Source organism: Bacteroides sp. 4_1_36, assembly GCF_003466325.1.
GTDB classification, from domain to species: Bacteria; Bacteroidota; Bacteroidia; order Bacteroidales; family Bacteroidaceae; genus Bacteroides; species Bacteroides uniformis.
This window is the reverse complement of record NZ_QSOX01000004.1, coordinates 22,205-42,007: the sequence shown is the minus strand read 5'-3', so window position 1 is coordinate 42,007 and position 19,803 is coordinate 22,205. Positions and strand designations below refer to the sequence as shown.

Below are 19,803 nucleotides of genomic sequence, written 5' to 3'. Positions count from 1 at the left end.
ATCCAGACGCTGCAAAAGTACAGAGGAAACGGGAACGGAAAGGTAGATAAATTACCGGTTTTATTACCTTTTTTACAGATATAGAGCCAACTGATATTTGCGCAAAATCCCTCAACTTGTGCATTTTTCACCCCATTTTCTTGTCAAACCCAACTCTTTCCGTAAATTTGCAGGCTGATAATGAGTTAACCGGCCAATTTCAGTAGCAGGATTCTACTACTCCTATTCCCGGTACTGACATACAAAGAAATACTAATACTAATAATTAATAGCATGAGTTTGAAAATTGTTGTATTGGCAAAACAAGTTCCCGACACACGCAACGTTGGGAAAGATGCCATGAAAGCCGACGGAACTATCAACCGCGCGGCACTCCCTGCCATCTTCAACCCCGAGGACCTGAACGCTCTTGAACAGGCTCTCCGACTGAAAGATGAACATCCGGGCTCCACCGTTACCATCCTGACCATGGGACCGGGACGTGCAGCCGAAGTTATTCGTGAAGGACTTTACCGTGGTGCCGACAACGGCTATCTGCTGACCGACCGCGCCTTTGCAGGTGCCGATACGCTTGCCACTTCGTATGCCCTTGCCACAGCCATCAAGAAGATAGGCGACTATGACGTCATCATTGGCGGACGCCAGGCCATCGACGGTGATACCGCCCAAGTAGGCCCGCAGGTTGCCGAAAAGCTGGGGCTGACGCAAGTGACCTACGCAGAAGAGATTCTGAACGTGGATAAAGCCGCCAAGAAGATTACCGTGAAACGTCATATTGACGGTGGTGTGGAAACCGTTGAGGCTCCCCTGCCCATAGTCATCACCGTAAACGGAAGTGCCGCTCCCTGCCGCCCGCGCAATGCCAAACTGGTGCAGAAGTACAAACGCGCCCTCGGTGCCCAGGAAAAAGCTGCCATCACCAAGGAAGGCGCTGAGCTTGCCTACGCCGGCCTCTACGAGAAATATCCCTATCTGAACATCACGGAATGGAGTGTTGCCGACGTGAACGGCGACCTTGCACAATGCGGTCTGAGCGGTTCGCCTACCAAGGTGAAGACCATTCAGAACATCTCATTCCAGGCCAAAGAAAGCAAAACGCTGACGGGCAGCGACAAGGATGTGGAAGATTTGATTGTTGAACTGTTAGCTAACCATACGATAGGATAAGATTATGAATAATGTATTTGTATATTTAGAGATAGAAGGCACAACAGTTGCCGACGTCAGTCTCGAACTCTTGACCAAAGGTCGTAAATTAGCCAATCAGTTGGGCTGTCAACTGGAGGCAGTTGCTGCCGGCAACAATCTGGCAGGCATTGAAAAACAAGTATTGCCCTTCGGAGTAGACAAACTCCACGTATTCGACGCTCCGGGCTTGTTCCCCTATACTTCCCTTCCCCACTCCTCTGTCCTCATCAATTTGTTCAAAGAAGAAAAGCCGCAAATCTGCCTGATGGGCGCCACCGTTATCGGTCGCGACCTCGGCCCGCGCGTTTCTTCCGCTTTGACCAGCGGACTGACTGCCGACTGTACCTCACTGGAAATCGGCAACCACGAAGACAAGAAGGAAGGCAAGGTTTACGAGAACCTGCTGTATCAAATCCGTCCCGCATTCGGCGGTAACATCGTTGCCACGATTGTGAATCCCGAGCACCGTCCGCAGATGGCAACCGTTCGCGAAGGCGTGATGAAGAAAGAGATACTGGACGCTGACTATAAGGGCGAAGTCATCAACCACGACGTTGCCAAGTACGTGCCCGAGACGAATTATGTGGTAAAAGTCATCGACCGCCACGTAGAAAAGGCAAAACACAACCTGAAAGGCGCTCCCATCGTGATTGCCGGCGGCTACGGCATGGGAAGCAAGGAAGGTTTTGACATGTTGTTCGAGCTTGCCAAAGAACTCCATGCAGAGGTAGGCGCCAGCCGTGCTGCCGTCGATGCCGGTTATGCCGACCATGACCGCCAGATTGGCCAGACCGGTGTCACTGTCCGCCCCAAACTGTATATTGCTTGCGGCATCAGCGGACAAATCCAGCACATTGCCGGTATGCAGGAAAGTGGTATTATCATCTCCATCAACAATGACGAGAACGCTCCCATCAATACGATTGCCGACTATGTCATCAACGGTACGGTGGAAGAGGTTATCCCGAAGATGATAAAATATTATAAATCACACAGTAAATAACAATAAAGGTAATCATGAAAGGGCTGATTCTTATATTTGTTCTTCTTTCAGGTATATCTTCCGCTATCGCTCAAGAAAAGCTCTGGTTGGACAAGAATTACCAATGGACGGACGACTCCATCCAGGCAGTCAGGTATGCTCTTGTTTCCAAGATAAACAAGAAGTGCATCAAGGTGGAAGAGTATGCTTTGGAAGGACAAAAGAAGGATGTCTGGCATTTCTCCGAATACAAAAGCAATCCCCGCAAAAGGATAAGGGAAGGCCTGCATACATCATTCTATGCAAATGGCAAGGACAGCCTGACAGAAGTATATAGAGACAACCGCCTGGAGGGGCAGACCATGGTGTATTATCCCGACGGTGCCATACATCTGGCCCGGAGCTACAGCGATGGTAAACTTGACGGAACACTCCTGCAGTACTATCCCGACGGGAAACTCCGTAGAGAGGAACACTATTCAGAGAATCAGTGTACCGGTGGAAAGATGTTCGACGAGCACGGAACTGAAATGGAACATCAGCCGTATTTCGTGTTTCCATCCTTCCCCGGTGGAATAGAGAACCTCATGAAACTGGTGGCCAATGTTACCAAATATCCGGAAGACGCCTGGAAGCAAAAGGCAGAAGGAAGGGTAATCCTGCGATTCGTTGTAGACGAAGAAGGCAAGATGACCCATCCCCAAATTCTCCAGTCCGTGCGCTATGACATCGACAAAGAAGCCATACGCGCTTTCGAGGCCATTGCCGACGTCTACCGCTGGTCGCCCGGCTATCAGGACGGAGAGGCCAAGCGAGTGAAATTCACCATACCCCTATACTTCAGAATACCTAAATAACCAAGAAATTATGGCAAATTTTTATACCGAAGTTCCCGAATTGAAGTATCATCTGAACAACCCGATGATGGAACGTATCTGCGAACTGAAAGAACGCGGTTACCAAGACAAAGACAAGTATGACTATGCCCCGCAGGACTATGCGGATGCTATGGACTCTTTTGACAAGGTACTTGAAATCACCGGAGAGATTACCGGAGAGATTATCGCTCCCAATGCCGAGGGCGTGGACGAAGAAGGTCCCCACTGTGCCAACGGCCGTGTGGAATATGCCAGCGGCACCAAGCAGAACCTCGACGCCATGGTAAAAGCCGGATTGAACGGTATGACCATGCCGCGCCGTTTCGGTGGCTTGAACTTCCCGATTACTCCGTACACCATGTGTGCGGAAATCGTTGCCGCCGCCGATGCCGGTTTCGGTAACATCTGGTCACTGCAAGACTGTATCGAAACGCTCTACGAATTCGGTAACGAAGACCAGCACAGCCGTTTTATACCGCGTGTCTGCGCCGGAGAGACCATGTCTATGGACCTGACAGAACCGGATGCCGGTTCCGACTTGCAGAGCGTAATGCTGAAAGCGACCTATGACGAGGCCAACAACTGCTGGCGCCTGAACGGCGTGAAGCGTTTTATTACTAACGGTGACGCCAATCTCCACCTCGTACTGGCACGTTCAGAAGAGGGTACCAAAGACGGACGTGGCTTGTCCATGTTCATCTACGATAAGAATGAAGGCGGTGTAGACGTGCGCCGCATCGAGAACAAGCTGGGTATCCACGGCTCTCCCACCTGCGAGCTGGTTTACAAGAATGCAAAGGCAGAACTTTGCGGCGACCGCAAGCTTGGTTTGATTAAATACGTTATGGCTTTGATGAACGGTGCCCGTCTGGGTATTGCCGCACAGTCGGTAGGCCTTTCACAAGCTGCCTACAACGAAGGTCTGGCTTATGCCAAAGACCGCAAGCAGTTCGGCAGGGCTATCATCGAATTCCCGGCTGTATATGACATGCTGGCTATTATGAAAGCCAAGTTGGATGCAGGACGCTCCTTGCTGTACCAGACTTCCCGCTACGTTGACATCTACAAAGCGCTGGACGACATTGCTCGCGAACGCAAACTGACTCCGGAAGAACGCCAGGAACAAAAGAAGTATGCCAAACTTGCCGACGCCTTCACTCCGCTGGCAAAAGGTATGAACTCTGAATATGCCAATCAGAATGCTTACGACAGCATCCAGATTCACGGCGGTTCGGGCTTCATGCTGGAGTATGCTTGCCAACGTATCTATCGTGATGCACGTATCACTTCTATCTACGAAGGTACTACTCAGTTGCAGACCGTAGCTGCTATCCGCTATGTAACAAACGGCTCATACTCTGCCACCTTGCGCGACTACGAGCAAGTGCCGTGCAGCGAAGAAATGCAACCGTTGATGGACCGCATCAAAGAGATGACCAACAAGTTCGAAGCCTGCACCAATGCGGTGAAAGAGGCACAGAATCAGGAATTGCTGGACTTCGTGGCACGTCGCCTCTATGAGATGGCTGCGGTATGTATCATGTCGCACCTCATCATTCAGGACGCGACAAAGGCTCCCGAACTGTTCGGCAAGTCGGCTCTGGTGTATGTGAACTACGCAGAAGCTGAAGTGGAAAAACACTTTAACTTCATCCGTAAGTTCAAGGCAGAAGAGCTGGAAAGCTACCGCAAATAAATGCATTGCTTGACAAGGCAAATATAGCGGGCACCGGAGTTTAGCTACTCCGGTGCCCGCTTGTTTTTTCTGAAATACTTCCTCCTGCTTGCCCCTTCTTAAAAGGACAAAAGTTCTCAAAGAGACGAAAGGAAAATTAATACTCTCCGTGCAGCCTCAGCCTGCCGCGCAGCGAGTGTATCTCCCGCTGCATCTCTTCCATCCTTGCCAGCAGATGGTGGATGGCATCAATCCCTTCCATATTGATGGAAAGGTCGTAGTACATACGGCTGTACCGTTCCACATCCGGCAACTCGGAGAAAGGCAGATAACGCTCTCCACCTTCCTGCTCCACATCTATCAGTCCACTTTCGCACAGCATATCAATAAAAGTGGGCTCTATATGACACTTGTCACAATATTCGCTGATGACAATCCATTCGTTCTGCATAATCCGTTCTCCTTTCATTAGTTCATACTCTGAATTTTACGGAACATCTCTTTCTGCTGTTCCGTCAGGTTTGTCGGCAACTTCACGGAATAAGTCACGATGAGATCGCCAAACTGTCCCTCCTTCTTATATACGGGGAAGCCCTTACCCTTCAGACGTACCTTAGTCCCGTTCTGAGTTTCGGGTTTCACCTTCAGCTTCACCTGACCATCCAAAGTATCCACCAACTGGTCGCCACCCAGCAGGGCTGTATAAAGGTCGACGGTCACATCCACATACAAATCATCTCCCAAACGCTTGAATACCGAGTCGTCCGGAATCACAAACGTGATGTATAAGTCACCTGCAGGACCTCCGTTGATGCCCTCGCCACCATAGCCTTTCAGTTTGATGACCTGTCCGTTGGCCACACCGGCCGGAATGGTAATACGCACTTGCTTGCCATTCACCGTCAATATCTGTTTATGGGTCTTCGCAGCCTCACGAAGCGAGAGGTTCAAATCCGCATGATAATCCTGCCCGCGGAAACCGGCATTGGCACCGCCTCCTCCGCGCGTACGATGACCGAACATCTGTTCGAAGAAGTCTGAGAAACCACCGGCATTACTGCCCGAAAATTCCTGGCCGTCGGAAGAATACCAATACGTACCGCCTCCGTCCGTACCAAATCCCGCACCGGAACCTCCAAAACCGGCACCGCCAAATCCTCCGAAGCCCCCGGCTTGCTGCTGTGCCCGCTTCTGCGCTTCAAACTCGTCGGCATGTTTCCAGTGTTCACCATATTCATCATATTTCTTTCTTTTTTCAGGATCACTCAGCACCTCATTCGCCTCGTTGATAGCCTGAAACTTATCCTTGGCCGTAGCATCGTTCGGATTCAAGTCAGGATGGTACTTGCGCGCCAGCTTGCGGAACGCTCTCTTGATGTCATCCTGAGATGCCTTTTTGTCCACTCCAAGGACCTGATAGTAATCAATATAAGCCATAGTCTATTAGTTTTATTGTCTAAATACCATAAAACAAATAACACGCCAATTTGTTTTACGCATTATTAAAATAGGTAAACGAAAATTAAAAAGCATCATCAAGCATAATAATTACGTGATAAACAAACATTTAGTTTCAACCAAACACTTATTTCACGTCTATAAAATACCAAAATAGTGTAAACGACACCTAATATCGTCTAATTATTCATCCTAAATCTTCCTAAAATTGACAGAAAATGCTTTATTTGTAATAAGGAAAATTTGTTTTATATATAATCCCCAACCTTAGATTAAAAACCCCCATTATGAAAAGTAATTATTGGCTCCTAACGGTAATATTCGCTCTCGTAGCCCTGCCGGGCAAAGCAGGCGAATGGATCAGAATCAACCAACTCGGCTATTTGCCGCAATCCGTCAAAGTCGCTGTATTCATGAGCGAGGAAGGAACAAACGTAGAAAATTATTCATTGATTGACGCTTTCACCGGAAAGGTGGTGCGTACCTTCAACACAACCAAGGCCACCGGCAAGATGGGAGGCATGAAGAGTACCTACCGGTTGAACTTCAGTGATTTCACAGAACCGGGCACGTATTATCTGAAAGCAGGCAAAGCGGTCTCCCCCCGTTTCCCCATCAATGCACAAGTCTACAACGGTACCGCAGACTACCTGCTGCACTACATGCGGCAGCAACGCTGCGGCTATAATCCGTTCCTGAAAGACAGCTGCCACGTGCACGACGGCTACATCGTCTATCATCCCACCAAAACCGGACAACATATAGACGTCCGCGGAGGCTGGCACGATGCTACGGACTATCTGCAATACACCACCACCTCCGCCAATGCCATCTACCAGATGATGTTTGCCTATCAGGAAAATCCGGAATCATTCGGTGACGTCTATGATGCAGCCGGACATCCGGGAGCCAACGGCATTCCCGACATCGTGGACGAAATCAAGTGGGGACTGGACTGGCTGAACCGGATGAATCCTGCTCCGGGCGAGCTGTACAACCAGATAGCCGACGACCGTGACCATGCCGGAATGCGCCTACCTAACAAAGACCTGGTGGATTACGGCTACGGACCGGGTAAAGGACGCCCCGTTTACTTTTGCAGTGGCGAACCGCAAGTACGTGGAGAGTTCAAGAATGCAACGACCGGAGTGGCAAGCACTGCCGGCAAGTTTGCCTCCTGCTTCGCTTTAGGCGCCAAGATACTGAAAGACTACTATCCTAAATTTGCAGCAGAAATCGAAGCCAAGGCCGATGCCGCCTATCAGGAAGGCGTAAAGAAACCGGGAGCATGCCAGACAGCCTCTGTCTTGTCTCCCTACATTTACGAAGAGGACAACTGGGTGGACGATATGGAACTGGGAGCCATGGAACTGTACAAAGCCACCGGCGACAACAAATACCTGGCCCAAGCCCTTGAATACGGACGTCGCGAACCGGTGACTCCTTGGATGGGCGCCGACAGTGCACGCCACTACCAATGGTATCCGTTCATGAACATGGGGCACTACCATCTTGCCAAAGTGGACAACAGCCGCATCAGCAAGGAATTCATCCGCAACATGCGTACGGGCATTGAACGCACGTACGAGAAAGCGGTAGAAAGCCCCTTCCTGCACGGTATACCCTACATCTGGTGTTCCAACAATCTGACTACCGCCATGCTGACCCAATGCCGGCTGTACCGTGAAACCACCGGCGATGACACATACGCCGAAATGGAAGCCTCCCTGCGCGACTGGCTGTTCGGCTGTAACCCTTGGGGAACCAGCATGATTGTGGAACTTCCCCTTTACGGAGACTATCCCTCGCAACCCCACTCCTCACTGCTGAATGCAGGCGTGGGCAATACTACCGGCGGACTGGTGGACGGTCCTGTCTATCGTACCATCTTCGAAAGCCTGCGCGGTGTCAATATGACGGGAATTCCCGGAACTCCCGGACAAGACTACGAACGCTTCCAGCCAGACCTGATGGTATATCACGACGCCATCCACGACTATTCCACCAATGAGCCTACCATGGACGGAACCGCCTGCCTCACGTACTACCTCTCTGCCATGCAGAAGGATGGAATGAAGCAAGCCGGTATCCCAAATGACAAGAATGTATATGTGGACGGAGGCATTATCCGCACCGATCCCTCAAAAAAGCAAATCACCCTCGTATTCACTGCCGCCGACAAAGCAGACGGTGCCGATGCCATCATCAGCACCTTGAAGAAGCATGGCATCAAAGGTGGCTTCTTCTTTACCGGAGAGTTCTATGAACTCTATCCCGATGTAGTGAAACGCCTGCTCGACGAAGGGCATTTTGTAGGCAGCCACAGTTACGGACATCTGTTGTACATGCCTTGGGAAGACCGTGATTCTCTGCTGGTCACCCGCGAAGAGTTTGAGAACGATATGATGAAAAGCTACGAGACCCTCCACAAGGCAAGTATCGAATACAAAGACGCTCCCGTCTATATTCCCCCTTACGAATACTATAACAAGGAAATATCCGCCTGGGCAAAGAATATGGGTATTCAAGTCATCAACTATACCCCTGGTACCATGAGCAATGCCGACTACACCACTCCGGACATGGGACAGAAGTACCGGAGCAGCAAATTCATCTACGACAAGATTATGGAGGTGGAAAAGAAAGAAGGTCTGAACGGACACCTAATGCTGATGCACTTCGGAACGGACGACCGCCGCACAGACAAGTTCTATAATGGCTATTTGGACAAGATGATTAAGACACTGAAACGAAAAGGCTACACTTTTGTACCGGTCCGCGAGGCTGTCGGTATATAAGCATACTCTAACAAAGATTTATTGAAAAGGTTAGTTAAAAAGGTTATCGTGCAAAGGTATTTAAGGTAAATATTCAATCGGTTTGTTTTCAGTAAACCTTCCCCTACCCCCAAGAGGGGAAAGTTTCGAAGTAAGCTCCCAGCCTGTGAAGGTTAGGAGCTTTTATATATTTCAGAGAAGCCTTTTTACCGATTGCAGCAATTGCTCGATATCTTCTTCCGTAGTATCAAAAGAGGTTACAAAACGGATTTCGTGGATGGCCTCATCCCAGAAGTAGAAGAAATAGTCCTTCAACAGCTCGTCAATCACCGGACGGGGCATCGTAAGGAAAAGTTGGTTACTTTCCACCTTCTGCGTAAAATGCACACCTGGCAATTCCTTCAATCCGTCGTAAAGAATCTTTGCCATACGATTGGCATGCGCGGCATTTTTCAACCAAAGGCTGTCCGTCAGGTAGGCAGTGAACTGGCAGGACAGATAGCGGAGCTTGGATGCGAGCTGTGCCGACTGCTTGCGCACAAAATAAGCTTCCTTCTTCAAAGCTGGGTTAAAGACAACCACGCTTTCTCCCAACATCAGTCCATTTTTCGTACCACCGAAGCTGAGGATATCTATCCCGCAATCCACTGTCAGTTCCCTAAAGCCAAGATTCAAGGCTGCACAAGCATTTGCCAGACGGGCTCCGTCCATATGGACATACATGCCATGCCGATGGGCCAAATCCGTCAAAGCCCGCAACTCGTCCGGCTTATAGACAGTGCCCAGCTCCGAACATTGCGAAATATAGATGGCTCCGGGCTGCGAATGATGCTGTTCGCCGAAATGGCACAAATAAGGACGGACTAAATCGGGCGTCAGCTTGCCGTCAGGGGTAGCTATAGGACGAATCTGACAACCTGTCATACGGGCAGGCGCACCGCACTCATCGACATAGATATGTGCAGTCTCTGCACAAATAATGGAATTATAAGGGCGGGTACACAGCTGCAAAACCACCGCATTACTGCCCGTACCGTTGAATACGAACAACGGTTCGCAATCCGGCGTAAACGCTTCCCTTATTTTACGGACAGCCTCCTCTGTCCAAGGATCATCCCCATAACCAATAGCATGGTCACGGTTGGCCCGGTTCAGCGCCTCCATTACCAACGGATGTACGCCTGAATTATTGTCTGAAGCAAAACTTCTCATAGTCTTTCTGTTTTTGTTCATTGAAAAGAATGTGCAAAGAAAAGAATATTCTGCAACATGAAGAAACCAAGGAGCACAGATTTCATCCCCCGGTGGAAAATGCTTCCGCACTGAGAAATCTGTGCTCCTCAATCAATCCATTCAATCGGTTTCCTTTATCCGATATAAACATTTACCCCTAGTGAAACATAAAGTTCATCTTCTTCCTGATGAATTTCAATCTTGTCCTCACGGGCAAGCCACCCCAATGCGGCTCCCAACTCCTTGTCCTTCAGTCCGGACTTCCTCTTTAAAGAACCGTAGCTCCATCTGGTATAATCGCTAAGCAACTGCCAAACTTTCCCAGCATTTAGTCCAATTTCGCTTTTGTTCATTTTCTCTTCAATTAAAAAGGTTAATAGTTCTTGTTGATTAGGTTATCTTTACGAAGGGTAAAGATATGATTTTTTATTTTGCTAACAACAAAAACGAACAAAAGATATGAAAACTAATCATTTTTGTAACACTTTTGTAATATTACACGCTTTTTATTAATAATCAAGAAGGTAAATAGAACAAAAAAACCGCAGTATCTATCAAAAAGACACTGCGGTTCTCCTATTTGATTAAGCAATCAGGGAAAACGATCTTACATCATTCCGCCCATGCCTCCCATTCCGGGAGCACCCATCGGCATCTCAGGCTTATCTTCTTTCTTCTCTACGATTACACATTCTGTAGTCAGGAACATACCGGCAATAGAAGCGGCATTTTCAAGAGCCACACGAGTAACCTTGGCAGGATCTACCACACCGGCTGCATGCAGGTTCTCATAAACATCGGTACGGGCATTGTAACCGAAGTCTGCCTTGCCTTCGCGTACTTTCTGTACAACAACAGCACCTTCTTTACCAGCGTTGGCAACAATCTGGCGCAACGGTTCTTCAATAGCACGTTTGATGATGTCAATACCGGTTGTTTCATCTACATTGTCACCCTTAAAGCCTTCCAGAGCATCCAATGCACGGATATAGGCTACACCACCACCTGGAACAATACCTTCTTCGATAGCGGCACGGGTAGCACGAAGCGCATCGTCTACACGGTCTTTCTTTTCCTTCATTTCAACCTCAGAAGCAGCACCTACATAAAGAACAGCTACACCGCCAGACAACTTGGCCAAACGTTCCTGCAGTTTTTCCTTGTCATAATCAGATTTCGTAGATACAATCTGAGCCTTGATTTGCTCGCAACGTTCCTTGATGTTTTCTTTATCACCGGCACCGTTTACAATAGTTGTATTATCCTTGGAAACAGTTACCTTGTCGGCAGTACCCAACATTTCGATAGTAGCTTGTTCCAGCTTCAGACCTTTTTCCTCGCTGATGACAACACCACCGGTCAGCACTGCAATATCTTCCAACATTTCCTTGCGACGGTCACCGAAGCCCGGAGCCTTCACTGCACAAATCTTCAACTGAGAACGCAGACGGTTTACAACCAAAGTTGTCAGCGCTTCGCTATCCACATCTTCTGCAATAACCAGCAAAGGACGACCGGTCTGTACTGCCGGTTCGAGGATAGGCAGGAAATCTTTCAGGTTGGAAATCTTCTTATCATAAATCAGGATGTACGGTTTTTCCATTTCGCACTCCATCTTCTCCGTATTGGTAACGAAGTAAGCAGAGAGGTAACCACGGTCGAACTGCATACCTTCAACCACACCGATAGTAGTATCAGTACCCTTTGCCTCTTCGATAGTGATAACACCGTCTTTGGAAACTTTGCGCATAGCGTCTGCAATCAGCTTGCCGATAACGGGGTCGTTATTGGCAGAAACGGAAGCAACTTGCTCAATCTTGTCATAATTGTCACCCACTGTTTCCGCCTGGCCTTTGATAGAATCAACCACTTTGGCAACAGCCTTGTCGATACCGCGTTTGATATCCATCGGGCTAGCACCGGCAGTCACGTTCTTCAGACCTTCGGCTACGATAGCCTGAGCCAAAACAGTAGCAGTTGTAGTACCGTCACCTGCATCGTCGCCGGTCTTGGAAGCAACTTCCTTTACCAGCTGTGCGCCAGTATTCTGATATGCGTCTGCCAACTCTACTTCTTTAGCTACCGTTACACCATCTTTCGTGATGTGGGGAGCACCGAATTTCTTTTCGATGATAACGTTACGACCTTTAGGGCCGAGGGTTACTTTTACTGCATTTGCCAGTGTGTCGATACCTTTCTTCAATTGGTCGCGGGCATCGATATTGAATAATATTTCTTTTGCCATAACTATATTTACATTTTAACGATTTACAATTTACAAATTAACCTAAAACAGCGAGCACATCGCTTTGACGCATGATGAGGTACTTGGTTCCTTCAACTTCCAGTTCAGTACCGGCATACTTGCCATACAGCACTGTGTCACCAACCTTCAACACCATTTCTTCGTCTTTTGTTCCGTTGCCTACTGCAATAACTTCACCTTTCAAAGGTTTCTCTTTCGCTGTATCAGGAATAATGATACCGCCAATTGTCTTTTCTTCTGCAGGTGCAGGGAGTATCAGCACTCTGTCTGCTAATGGTTTAATGTTCATAATCTTTTTGTTTTATATGTTATACATTTGTTATAATGGTAATTTTGCTTTAAACAAGCGATAAACAACTTACGAAAACCGTGCCAAACGAACAAGCTGATTGTTTGGCAGACAAAGGCTGACAAAATGGCAAAGTATACAACAATATTTGCTATCTTTGCAGCCTCAAAAATGATTTGACTTATGAACGCAATATGGATAGTCCTCCCCATTCTTACCTTATTGATGTTTGAACTGGGACTGACATTACAAACCGAAGACTTTAAACTGTTCCGCAAACGCCCCCGCCCCATTATTGCCGGGCTGGCAGGCCAAATCATCCTACTGCCGATGCTGGCATTTGCTTTAGGACATGTCTTCCAGCTCGAACCTCTGTTCTTTATCGGCATCATACTCATAGCCTGCTCGCCAGGCGGCAGCTCATCCAACATCTTCTCCATGATAGCCAAAGGAGACGTAGCATTGTCCGTGTCACTGACGGCATGTAGCAGCATTATTACGCTGTTCACTATCCCCGTGATTATGGAATTCGCCACACACTTTGTAGACAGCAATCTGGACATAGATATCCATCTCCCCGTAGGCAGCCTTATCATGCAGAACCTGGTTCTGATGTTTCTTCCCATTGTAGCCGGCATATTCACGAAGCGCTACCGTCCGCAAATGGCAGAAAGGATTCATAAGATATTGTCCAAGACAGCCTTTCCCGCACTTATCCTGCTGGCAACCATCTTCTTCATACAGCACCATGCTACCATCACCGGCCAATTCGGCAAACTGGGCCTCTGCATCTCCATTCTTATCCTGCTGGCTATGGGAGGCGGCGTAGTGCTATCGAAGTCCATGCGCCTCAACCGGAAAGAACAACGTACACTCATTATAGAAATCGGTATGCAGAATGCCGCACAAGCAATTGCTGTTGCCAGTAGTCCGTTTGTATTCAACAATGACATTATTGCAATACCTGCCATTATCTACGCACTGGTAATGAATGTTATTCTGCTGATTTATGTGGGAGTGGTGAAGCGGCAAAGATAATCTTCCAACCGGTATCTCCCCTTCTTCTGTGTCGCTTTTCCATACTGTATCACTTTCCGGGGGCAAAAATGCAAACAAGCCATACAATGAATGCACTGCTTTCCCCACACCGGATGCCCATCCACCAACCGGATATTACCTACCGGACAAGATTTGCCGCATATTCCGCAAGAGATACAGCCTTCATCTACATGGAAACTCCTTGTACCAATGACAAAACGGACAAACAAAGGATTCACGACATACGTTTTCAGCCAGGCAGCACTGCCCTCATGCACATTCCAGACCCTCTTCCGTGCAATGACATCTTCGGCAATCGAAGCGACAGCATGCCGTGCATTCTCTATCTTCTTACGGCAAAGCGCCTCATCGTCCAAGTCGAACATCGGTACGTAGGTATTGGGCATTGCAACAGACCAGGCTGCATCCAACGGAAAATGTTCCGCCAGGCGGTTCATTCCCTTTCCCACATCGTCCCCGCATGTACACACGGCATAACGGTAACAGCAGTCCGGCAACCGGAGCTGCGACAAAAAATCAATCAAGACACGGGGGGCATACCATGAGTGCACCGGAAAAACAATACCCACTCTGTCAGCTTTTGACAGCTCTGCGGGTATCAGGCCTTGCTTAAGGCAATCAACAATGCTGACGGCAGTATCATGCGTAGCCTCTGCAAGCAATTCTGCAATCCAGCGTGAGTTTCCGGTTGCGGTAAAATAAAGTATCATCGGCAGTATGTTTTGCCGACAAAGGTAGTGATTTGACTTGAATTCCTTCTATTCCAGCAGCTCCTCTATGGAATAATTTTCCCAGAACGCTTTTGTAGAATGCACTAATGAACTGCCCATATAGAGCAGGAACAATACCGCTATGACAATCATCAGGAAACTGACGAGGGCATTGTGTTTTTCTTGCTTAAGCTCAACAGAAACCATAAGAACCTCCTTTTTTGTCAGTACAAAGATAAATGCAGGATGTTTCATTTTTCCTACGCCACTATTACAAATACCTATATTTGTGCCATAAATATACAAAAAAAGGAGCAATTTTGTGCTCCTTTTTAAATGTATTTCAGTTTTTATTATTTCAGTTCGCTAACCAGCTCTTGGGGAGTGACCATTTTCTGCTCTCCGGTCTCCATATTTTTCAATGTCACCTTACCTTCATTCATTTCATTCTCACCCACCAGGGCCACAAACGGGATGGCTTTGGAGTTCGCATACCCCATCTGTTTCTTCATCTTGCTTGCATCGGGGAAAATCTCGGCACGGATGCCTGCCGCACGCACTTCAGTCAATACATTCATTGAGAATGCGGCCTCTTTCTCACCAAAGTTGATAAACAGTAACTGAGTACCGTTCACCGCTTCTTTCGGATAAAGGTCAAGCTGGTTCAGCACATCAAAGATACGGTCTGCACCGAACGAGATACCGACACCACTGACACCGGACATACCGAATACACCCGTCAAGTTGTCATAGCGTCCTCCACCAGTAATACTACCGATTTGCACATCCAGCGCCTTTACTTCGAAGATGGCACCGGTATAGTAATTCAAGCCACGGGCCAATGTCAAATCCAGCTCGATTTCGTTCTTCAAGCCAAGGTTCTTTAAGGTGGAAAGGATAAATTCACTTTCCTCCACGCCCTTCAGTCCGGTCTCGCTGGCAGCAAGAACTTCCTTCAGAGTTGCAAGTTTCTCTTCATTACTTCCGCTCAACAAAATGATAGGTTGCAGTTTGGCGATAGCCTCGTCACTGATGCCTTTCTCTTTCAACTCGGCATTGACATTGTCCAGACCTATCTTATCCAACTTATCAATGGCCACAGTAATATCAACAATCTTGTCAGACTCACCGATGATTTCGGCAATGCCACTCAATACCTTACGGTTGTTAATCTTGATACAAACACGGATGCCGAAGCGGGTAAATACCGTATCGACAATTTGCATCAGCTCCACCTCATTCAGCAAGGAATCACTGCCTACCACATCGGCATCGCACTGATAGAACTCACGATAGCGTCCTTTTTGCGGACGGTCGGCGCGCCACACGGGCTGTATCTGATAACGTTTGAAAGGAAAAGTTATTTCATCGCGGTGCATCACCACGTAGCGGGCAAAAGGTACTGTGAGGTCATAGCGCAAACCTTTCTCGCAAAACTTGCAGGCAAGTCTCGGAGCATTACGGCTCAACAGTTCTTCATCTGTCAGTCCGGAAAAGTAATCACCGGAGTTCTGTATCTTGAACAAAAGCTTGTCGCCTTCCTCACCATACTTCCCCATCAAGGTAGAAAGCATTTCCATCGAGGGCGTTTCTATCTGCTGAAAACCATAGAGATGATACACCTCACGAATCGTATTGAATATATAGTTACGCTTCGCCATTTCTACGGGCGAGAAGTCACGGGTTCCTTTCGGAATACTTGGTTTTGCTGCCATAATCAGTTCAATTATTTTAAAAATCGGACGACAAAGTTACAGTATTTTATTGATTAAGAAAAGAGAATGTTTACCTTTGTATCATTACCGTCGCATAAAAACGACCAAAACAAACTTCAAACTTACACATTTATGAAAGAGAGACTGATTTTATTCTGCATGTTGTTGCTATGCGGCATCGGTGTTAGCCGGGCACAATCCGGCAACGCCAAAGACTTCGACCAAAAAGAAGAAACCATCGTACAAAAGCTGCAACAAGCCGTCAATGAGAAAAACTATAAAGAAGCCGAAAAGAACGGTAAGGCTTTGATAACTCTGTTCAAAGAACAAGACGAGAACACTCAGAAAAAGTACAGCTGGCTCATACAGTCCTATTACTACAATTTAGCCTGCTTCCAATCCTTGTTAAAGAAAAAAGGTGAAGCCATCAAAAATTTAGAACTGGCCTACGACAATGGATTTCAAGATTACAACCACATGATGAATGATACCGACTTAGACAACCTGCGCAGCGATAAACGGTTCAAGGCAGTGCTTGCCAAAGTGAAGAAAGTGGGTGACTACCTCGACATACTTCAAAAAACACCGGGATACACCCACAATGAGCGCCCTGATACACTCCCCCGCTTCGAATACATCAATCCCAACAACAAGTATTTAGTAGAGGTACGCCAATACTTCAAGTTGGACAGTGTGGCAGGCGCAGGCGACGAATTATCGAAAATAAAGAACATACTTACTTATATACACAATACCATAAAACATGACGGAAACCATGAAAGTCCGGCAGGCAGCAACATCATAAAATGGGCAGAAGCTTGCAAAGGCGGTGCGCGAGGTCTGCATTGCGGAGGTCTTGCCCATGTACTGAAGGATTGTTATCTGTCCATGGGATTTAAGGCACGCCACATCAGCGGATTACCCAAAAAATACATTGGTGAATGCCATTCCATTAACGTAGTTTATTCCAATACCTTGGATAAATGGATATGGGTAGACCCCACCAACAATGCCTGGGTGATGGATGAAAACGGCATCATGCTAAGCGTGCAAGAAGTGCGCGAACGTCTGCGAGACGGTCGTCCGGTAATCCTAAATGAAGAAGCCAACTGGAATAACCTGCAGAAGATTACCAAAGAATATTATTTAGACAGCTATATGGCCAAGAATCTCTATAGCATAAAAGCAGACGATGTACTGCTTTGCCCCTCAGACCCTAATGCAGAAAACTTCTTCCAAGCCAAGTACGTGGTCAATGACGATGCCTGGTTCTGGCAGTCGCCCTATCAAGAATAAAAAAACAGATGATGCATCCGGCAGAGACACATCATCTATTTAATGTAAACAGACCATCTGTTTCGGGTGAACAGATGGTCTGTTTTTTATGTCTGCATCATGTGTTTAATCTCTGCGTCCCATGAATATCATGATATAATAAATCAGGGTAGCAAGCGAACCGAGAGCAGCCACTACATACGTATAGGCAGCCGAGCGGAGTGCATCTTCCGCTTGCGCATGATTATATGAATTCGTAATGCCGGAATTGCTAAGCCATACCAGCGCACGCTTACTTGCATTGATTTCCACCGGCAAGGTGATGAAGCTGAATAAAGTTGTCAATGCAAACAGTATAATGCCCGCCAGCAACAGTTGCGGAAAGGAGTTCAGCAGCAAGATACCTGCCAGCAGCAACCACGTCATCCACTGTGAGGCAAAAGAGACTACCGGCACCAGTTTGCTGCGCATTGTCAACGGAGCGTATGCGCGTGCATGCTGCACGGCGTGACCACATTCGTGGGCTGCAACGGCAGCAGCCATGATGCTGTTACTGCTATAAACACTCTCACTCAGGTTTACTGTCTTATTGGCAGGATTATAATGGTCGGTCAGATGTCCGGGAGTATGCGTCACGGTCACATCGTAGATGCCATTGTCGTGCAGCATCTTCAAAGCAACGTCCGCTCCCGTCATTCCGTTGCCGGTAGGGATTTTAGAGTACTTCTTGAACTTGTTCTGAAGATTCATCTGTACCAGCCAACTGACGACGGCAATACCGATAAAAATAATCCATTGCATTCCTATCATTCCTGTTCCCATAATTTTCTTTCTTTAAATTGTGAATAAATCAGTCGTTTCTTATTGTATAACAAATAGTCTGCCAAAAATAAAAGGAAACGGTGAGCAATGCCAGCGTTTCCTTTATCTTTTAGGAAGAATTAAAGATTTCTGATTTATAATTTATTTTTCAATCTCCACCTCTATCACTTTATCAATATCCGTCGGAACCTCCGGCAAGTAGAGCATCACCCCTCCTTCACACTTACGGAACTTCACTGGAAGACGGTCGGCATACCCCACTGCCTTCCTCACTTTCTTGCCTTCCAACGGCAGGAAGAGAGCCTTATCCTGCAATTCGAGAATATGCACGTATAATTTATTTTCTCTTTGTGTAGTGACTCCCCAAGGATGCGGAGCAATGCAGCCGCCACGGGTTCCGTAGATGGTTTCACCGTATACCTTCATCCATTCCCCTACTTCTGCCAGACGCTCCAATGCAACAGCAGGCAGCTCACCGTCCGGCTGAGGACCGATATTCATCAGCAGATTGGCATCTTTACCCGCAGCCTTCACCAGGTAATGTATCAGCGTTTTGGTAGATTTATAATCCTGGTCCGTAATCTTATATCCCCACATTCCATTCATCGTCTCACAGGTTTCAAGGGGCAAGGCGCTGATATCCTGCCCGGAAAGGCCGGCACGGTTCTCTCCCGGCAGGTCGCGCTCGAATATCTGGATGTCCTCGCCGGCAAACGGTGCTTGATGATGGTTGTTCCCAACCAAGCAAGCCGGTTGCAGGCGGTGTATCATGGCATATTGCCCGGGCAGTTGCCAGTCAAAATCCGGATTCTGGTCCTGGTCCCACCAGCCATCAAACCAAATGGCACCTATTTTTCCATAATTGGTGAGCAACTCGGTCAGCTGGTTGTTCATGAATTTATAGTAGCTGTTCCAGTCGCCCTTCGGATTCGGTCGTCCCGTTCCACGTCCGGTGCGTCCCCACGGAGCATCTTCGCGATACCAGTCGATGTGCGAATAGTAGAGATGCAGACGAATACCTTGCTTGTGGCACTCGTCTGCCAATTCTTTCAGAATATCCCGCTTAAAAGGGGTAGCATCCACAATATTGTAATCGGAAAAGCGTGTGTGGAACATAGAAAAGCCATCGTGATGCCGGGATGTAAAGCAGATATACTTTGCCCCGGACGCCTTAATGGCTGACACCCATCTGGCAGCATCGAATTTGGCAGGATAGAAACCTCCCGCCAGTTTGGCATACTCCTTATAATTAAGGTTCTTGTTCGTCATGGTCCATTCTCCGGTAGCCAGCATACTGTATATCCCCCAATGCAGGAAGATACCGAAGCGATTGTCCCGAAACTCCTGACGGGATTTCAGGTTCTCCTCCGTCGGCTGGTAAGTCTGCGACTGTGCGGAGCACACAAGAAGAAACAACAGTAAAAAAGACAAAAGACGTGTTTTCATGGCAATAAATAAAAAAGGCACGGATTATCC

The 19,803-nt window shown here is 47.7% G+C and carries 18 protein-coding genes; 7 read left to right on the top strand and 11 right to left on the bottom strand.

Annotated elements, in window-relative coordinates; translation table 11 throughout:
• Positions 1–273 precede the first annotated feature (273 nt).
• From DXD65_RS05860 to DXD65_RS05845, 4 genes are read left to right on the top strand one after another with little or no spacing between them, the layout of a single operon-like run.
• Entirely contained in the window at positions 274–1,167 is an 894-nt protein-coding gene (locus DXD65_RS05860; RefSeq protein ID WP_005826262.1) for an electron transfer flavoprotein subunit beta/FixA family protein, read from the top strand.
• A gap of 4 nt (positions 1,168–1,171) precedes the next feature.
• On the top strand, positions 1,172–2,191 hold the full coding sequence (locus tag DXD65_RS05855; RefSeq protein WP_117887413.1) for an electron transfer flavoprotein subunit alpha/FixB family protein: 1,020 nt from the start codon (positions 1,172–1,174) through the stop codon (positions 2,189–2,191).
• A gap of 14 nt (positions 2,192–2,205) precedes the next feature.
• Positions 2,206–3,027: an energy transducer TonB gene (locus DXD65_RS05850; protein WP_057098175.1), complete on the top strand. Its 822-nt coding sequence runs from the start codon at positions 2,206–2,208 to the stop codon at positions 3,025–3,027.
• A gap of 10 nt (positions 3,028–3,037) precedes the next feature.
• Positions 3,038–4,744 (top strand): acyl-CoA dehydrogenase family protein, encoded by a 1,707-nt coding sequence (locus tag DXD65_RS05845; protein WP_035449607.1) that lies wholly within the window; start codon positions 3,038–3,040, stop codon positions 4,742–4,744.
• Positions 4,745–4,880: 136 nt separating this feature from the next.
• Here DXD65_RS05845 and DXD65_RS05840 read toward each other — a convergent pair whose 3' ends face one another.
• Together DXD65_RS05840 and DXD65_RS05835 are read right to left on the bottom strand one after the other, a co-directional pair.
• The gene (locus DXD65_RS05840; protein ID WP_009036538.1) at positions 4,881–5,174 is read right to left on the bottom strand and encodes a chaperone modulator CbpM; all 294 of its coding nucleotides are present in this window, start codon (positions 5,172–5,174) and stop codon (positions 4,881–4,883) included.
• A gap of 17 nt (positions 5,175–5,191) precedes the next feature.
• Positions 5,192–6,160, bottom strand: a complete 969-nt coding sequence (locus DXD65_RS05835; RefSeq protein WP_005826253.1) for a DnaJ C-terminal domain-containing protein — start codon at positions 6,158–6,160, stop codon at positions 5,192–5,194.
• Positions 6,161–6,468: 308 nt separating this feature from the next.
• Between DXD65_RS05835 and DXD65_RS05830 the strand changes: the two genes are divergently transcribed.
• The gene (locus tag DXD65_RS05830; protein ID WP_117887412.1) at positions 6,469–8,979 is read left to right on the top strand and encodes a glycoside hydrolase family 9 protein; all 2,511 of its coding nucleotides are present in this window, start codon (positions 6,469–6,471) and stop codon (positions 8,977–8,979) included.
• Positions 8,980–9,150: 171 nt separating this feature from the next.
• Here the strand turns inward: DXD65_RS05830 and DXD65_RS05825 are convergent, their stop codons facing one another.
• From DXD65_RS05825 to DXD65_RS05810, 4 genes are all read right to left on the bottom strand, one after another.
• Positions 9,151–10,170: a threonine aldolase family protein gene (locus DXD65_RS05825; RefSeq protein WP_034525502.1), complete on the bottom strand. Its 1,020-nt coding sequence runs from the start codon at positions 10,168–10,170 to the stop codon at positions 9,151–9,153.
• 155 nt (positions 10,171–10,325) lie between these two features.
• Positions 10,326–10,544 (bottom strand): winged helix-turn-helix domain-containing protein, encoded by a 219-nt coding sequence (locus tag DXD65_RS05820; protein WP_005826242.1) that lies wholly within the window; start codon positions 10,542–10,544, stop codon positions 10,326–10,328.
• 254 nt (positions 10,545–10,798) lie between these two features.
• Positions 10,799–12,436 (bottom strand): chaperonin GroEL, encoded by a 1,638-nt coding sequence (gene groL, locus DXD65_RS05815; protein WP_005826239.1) that lies wholly within the window; start codon positions 12,434–12,436, stop codon positions 10,799–10,801.
• Between the two features lie 37 nt (positions 12,437–12,473).
• On the bottom strand, positions 12,474–12,746 hold the full coding sequence (locus DXD65_RS05810) for a co-chaperone GroES (protein ID WP_004290132.1): 273 nt from the start codon (positions 12,744–12,746) through the stop codon (positions 12,474–12,476).
• Between the two features lie 183 nt (positions 12,747–12,929).
• On the opposite strand from DXD65_RS05810, the gene DXD65_RS05805 reads away from it, so the two are divergent.
• Entirely contained in the window at positions 12,930–13,784 is an 855-nt protein-coding gene (locus tag DXD65_RS05805; protein ID WP_005826236.1) for a bile acid:sodium symporter family protein, read from the top strand.
• Here the strand turns inward: DXD65_RS05805 and DXD65_RS05800 are convergent.
• The 3 genes from DXD65_RS05800 to hisS form a co-directional block, all read right to left on the bottom strand.
• On the bottom strand, positions 13,754–14,515 hold the full coding sequence (locus DXD65_RS05800) for an EFR1 family ferrodoxin (protein ID WP_117887411.1): 762 nt from the start codon (positions 14,513–14,515) through the stop codon (positions 13,754–13,756). The genes DXD65_RS05805 and DXD65_RS05800 overlap by 31 nt on opposite strands.
• Positions 14,516–14,563: 48 nt before the next feature.
• On the bottom strand, positions 14,564–14,722 hold the full coding sequence (locus DXD65_RS05795; protein ID WP_165491391.1) for a hypothetical protein: 159 nt from the start codon (positions 14,720–14,722) through the stop codon (positions 14,564–14,566).
• Positions 14,723–14,868: 146 nt separating this feature from the next.
• Positions 14,869–16,230, bottom strand: coding sequence for a histidine--tRNA ligase (hisS, locus tag DXD65_RS05790; protein WP_009036531.1), 1,362 nt, complete (start codon positions 16,228–16,230; stop codon positions 14,869–14,871).
• 132 nt (positions 16,231–16,362) lie between these two features.
• Here hisS and DXD65_RS05785 point away from each other — a divergent pair, with 132 nt between their 5' ends.
• Positions 16,363–17,526 carry a TPR end-of-group domain-containing protein gene (locus tag DXD65_RS05785; protein WP_233556119.1) on the top strand — a complete coding sequence of 388 codons (1,164 nt, stop codon included), beginning with the start codon at positions 16,363–16,365 and terminating at the stop codon, positions 17,524–17,526.
• A 105-nt stretch (positions 17,527–17,631) separates the two neighbouring features.
• Here DXD65_RS05785 and DXD65_RS05780 read toward each other — a convergent pair whose 3' ends face one another.
• Together DXD65_RS05780 and DXD65_RS05775 are read right to left on the bottom strand one after the other, a co-directional pair.
• Positions 17,632–18,327, bottom strand: a complete 696-nt coding sequence (locus DXD65_RS05780) for a zinc metallopeptidase (RefSeq protein WP_035449626.1) — start codon at positions 18,325–18,327, stop codon at positions 17,632–17,634.
• 141 nt (positions 18,328–18,468) lie between these two features.
• On the bottom strand, positions 18,469–19,773 hold the full coding sequence (locus tag DXD65_RS05775) for an alpha-L-fucosidase (protein ID WP_005826218.1): 1,305 nt from the start codon (positions 19,771–19,773) through the stop codon (positions 18,469–18,471).
• Positions 19,774–19,803: the final 30 nt, after the last annotated feature.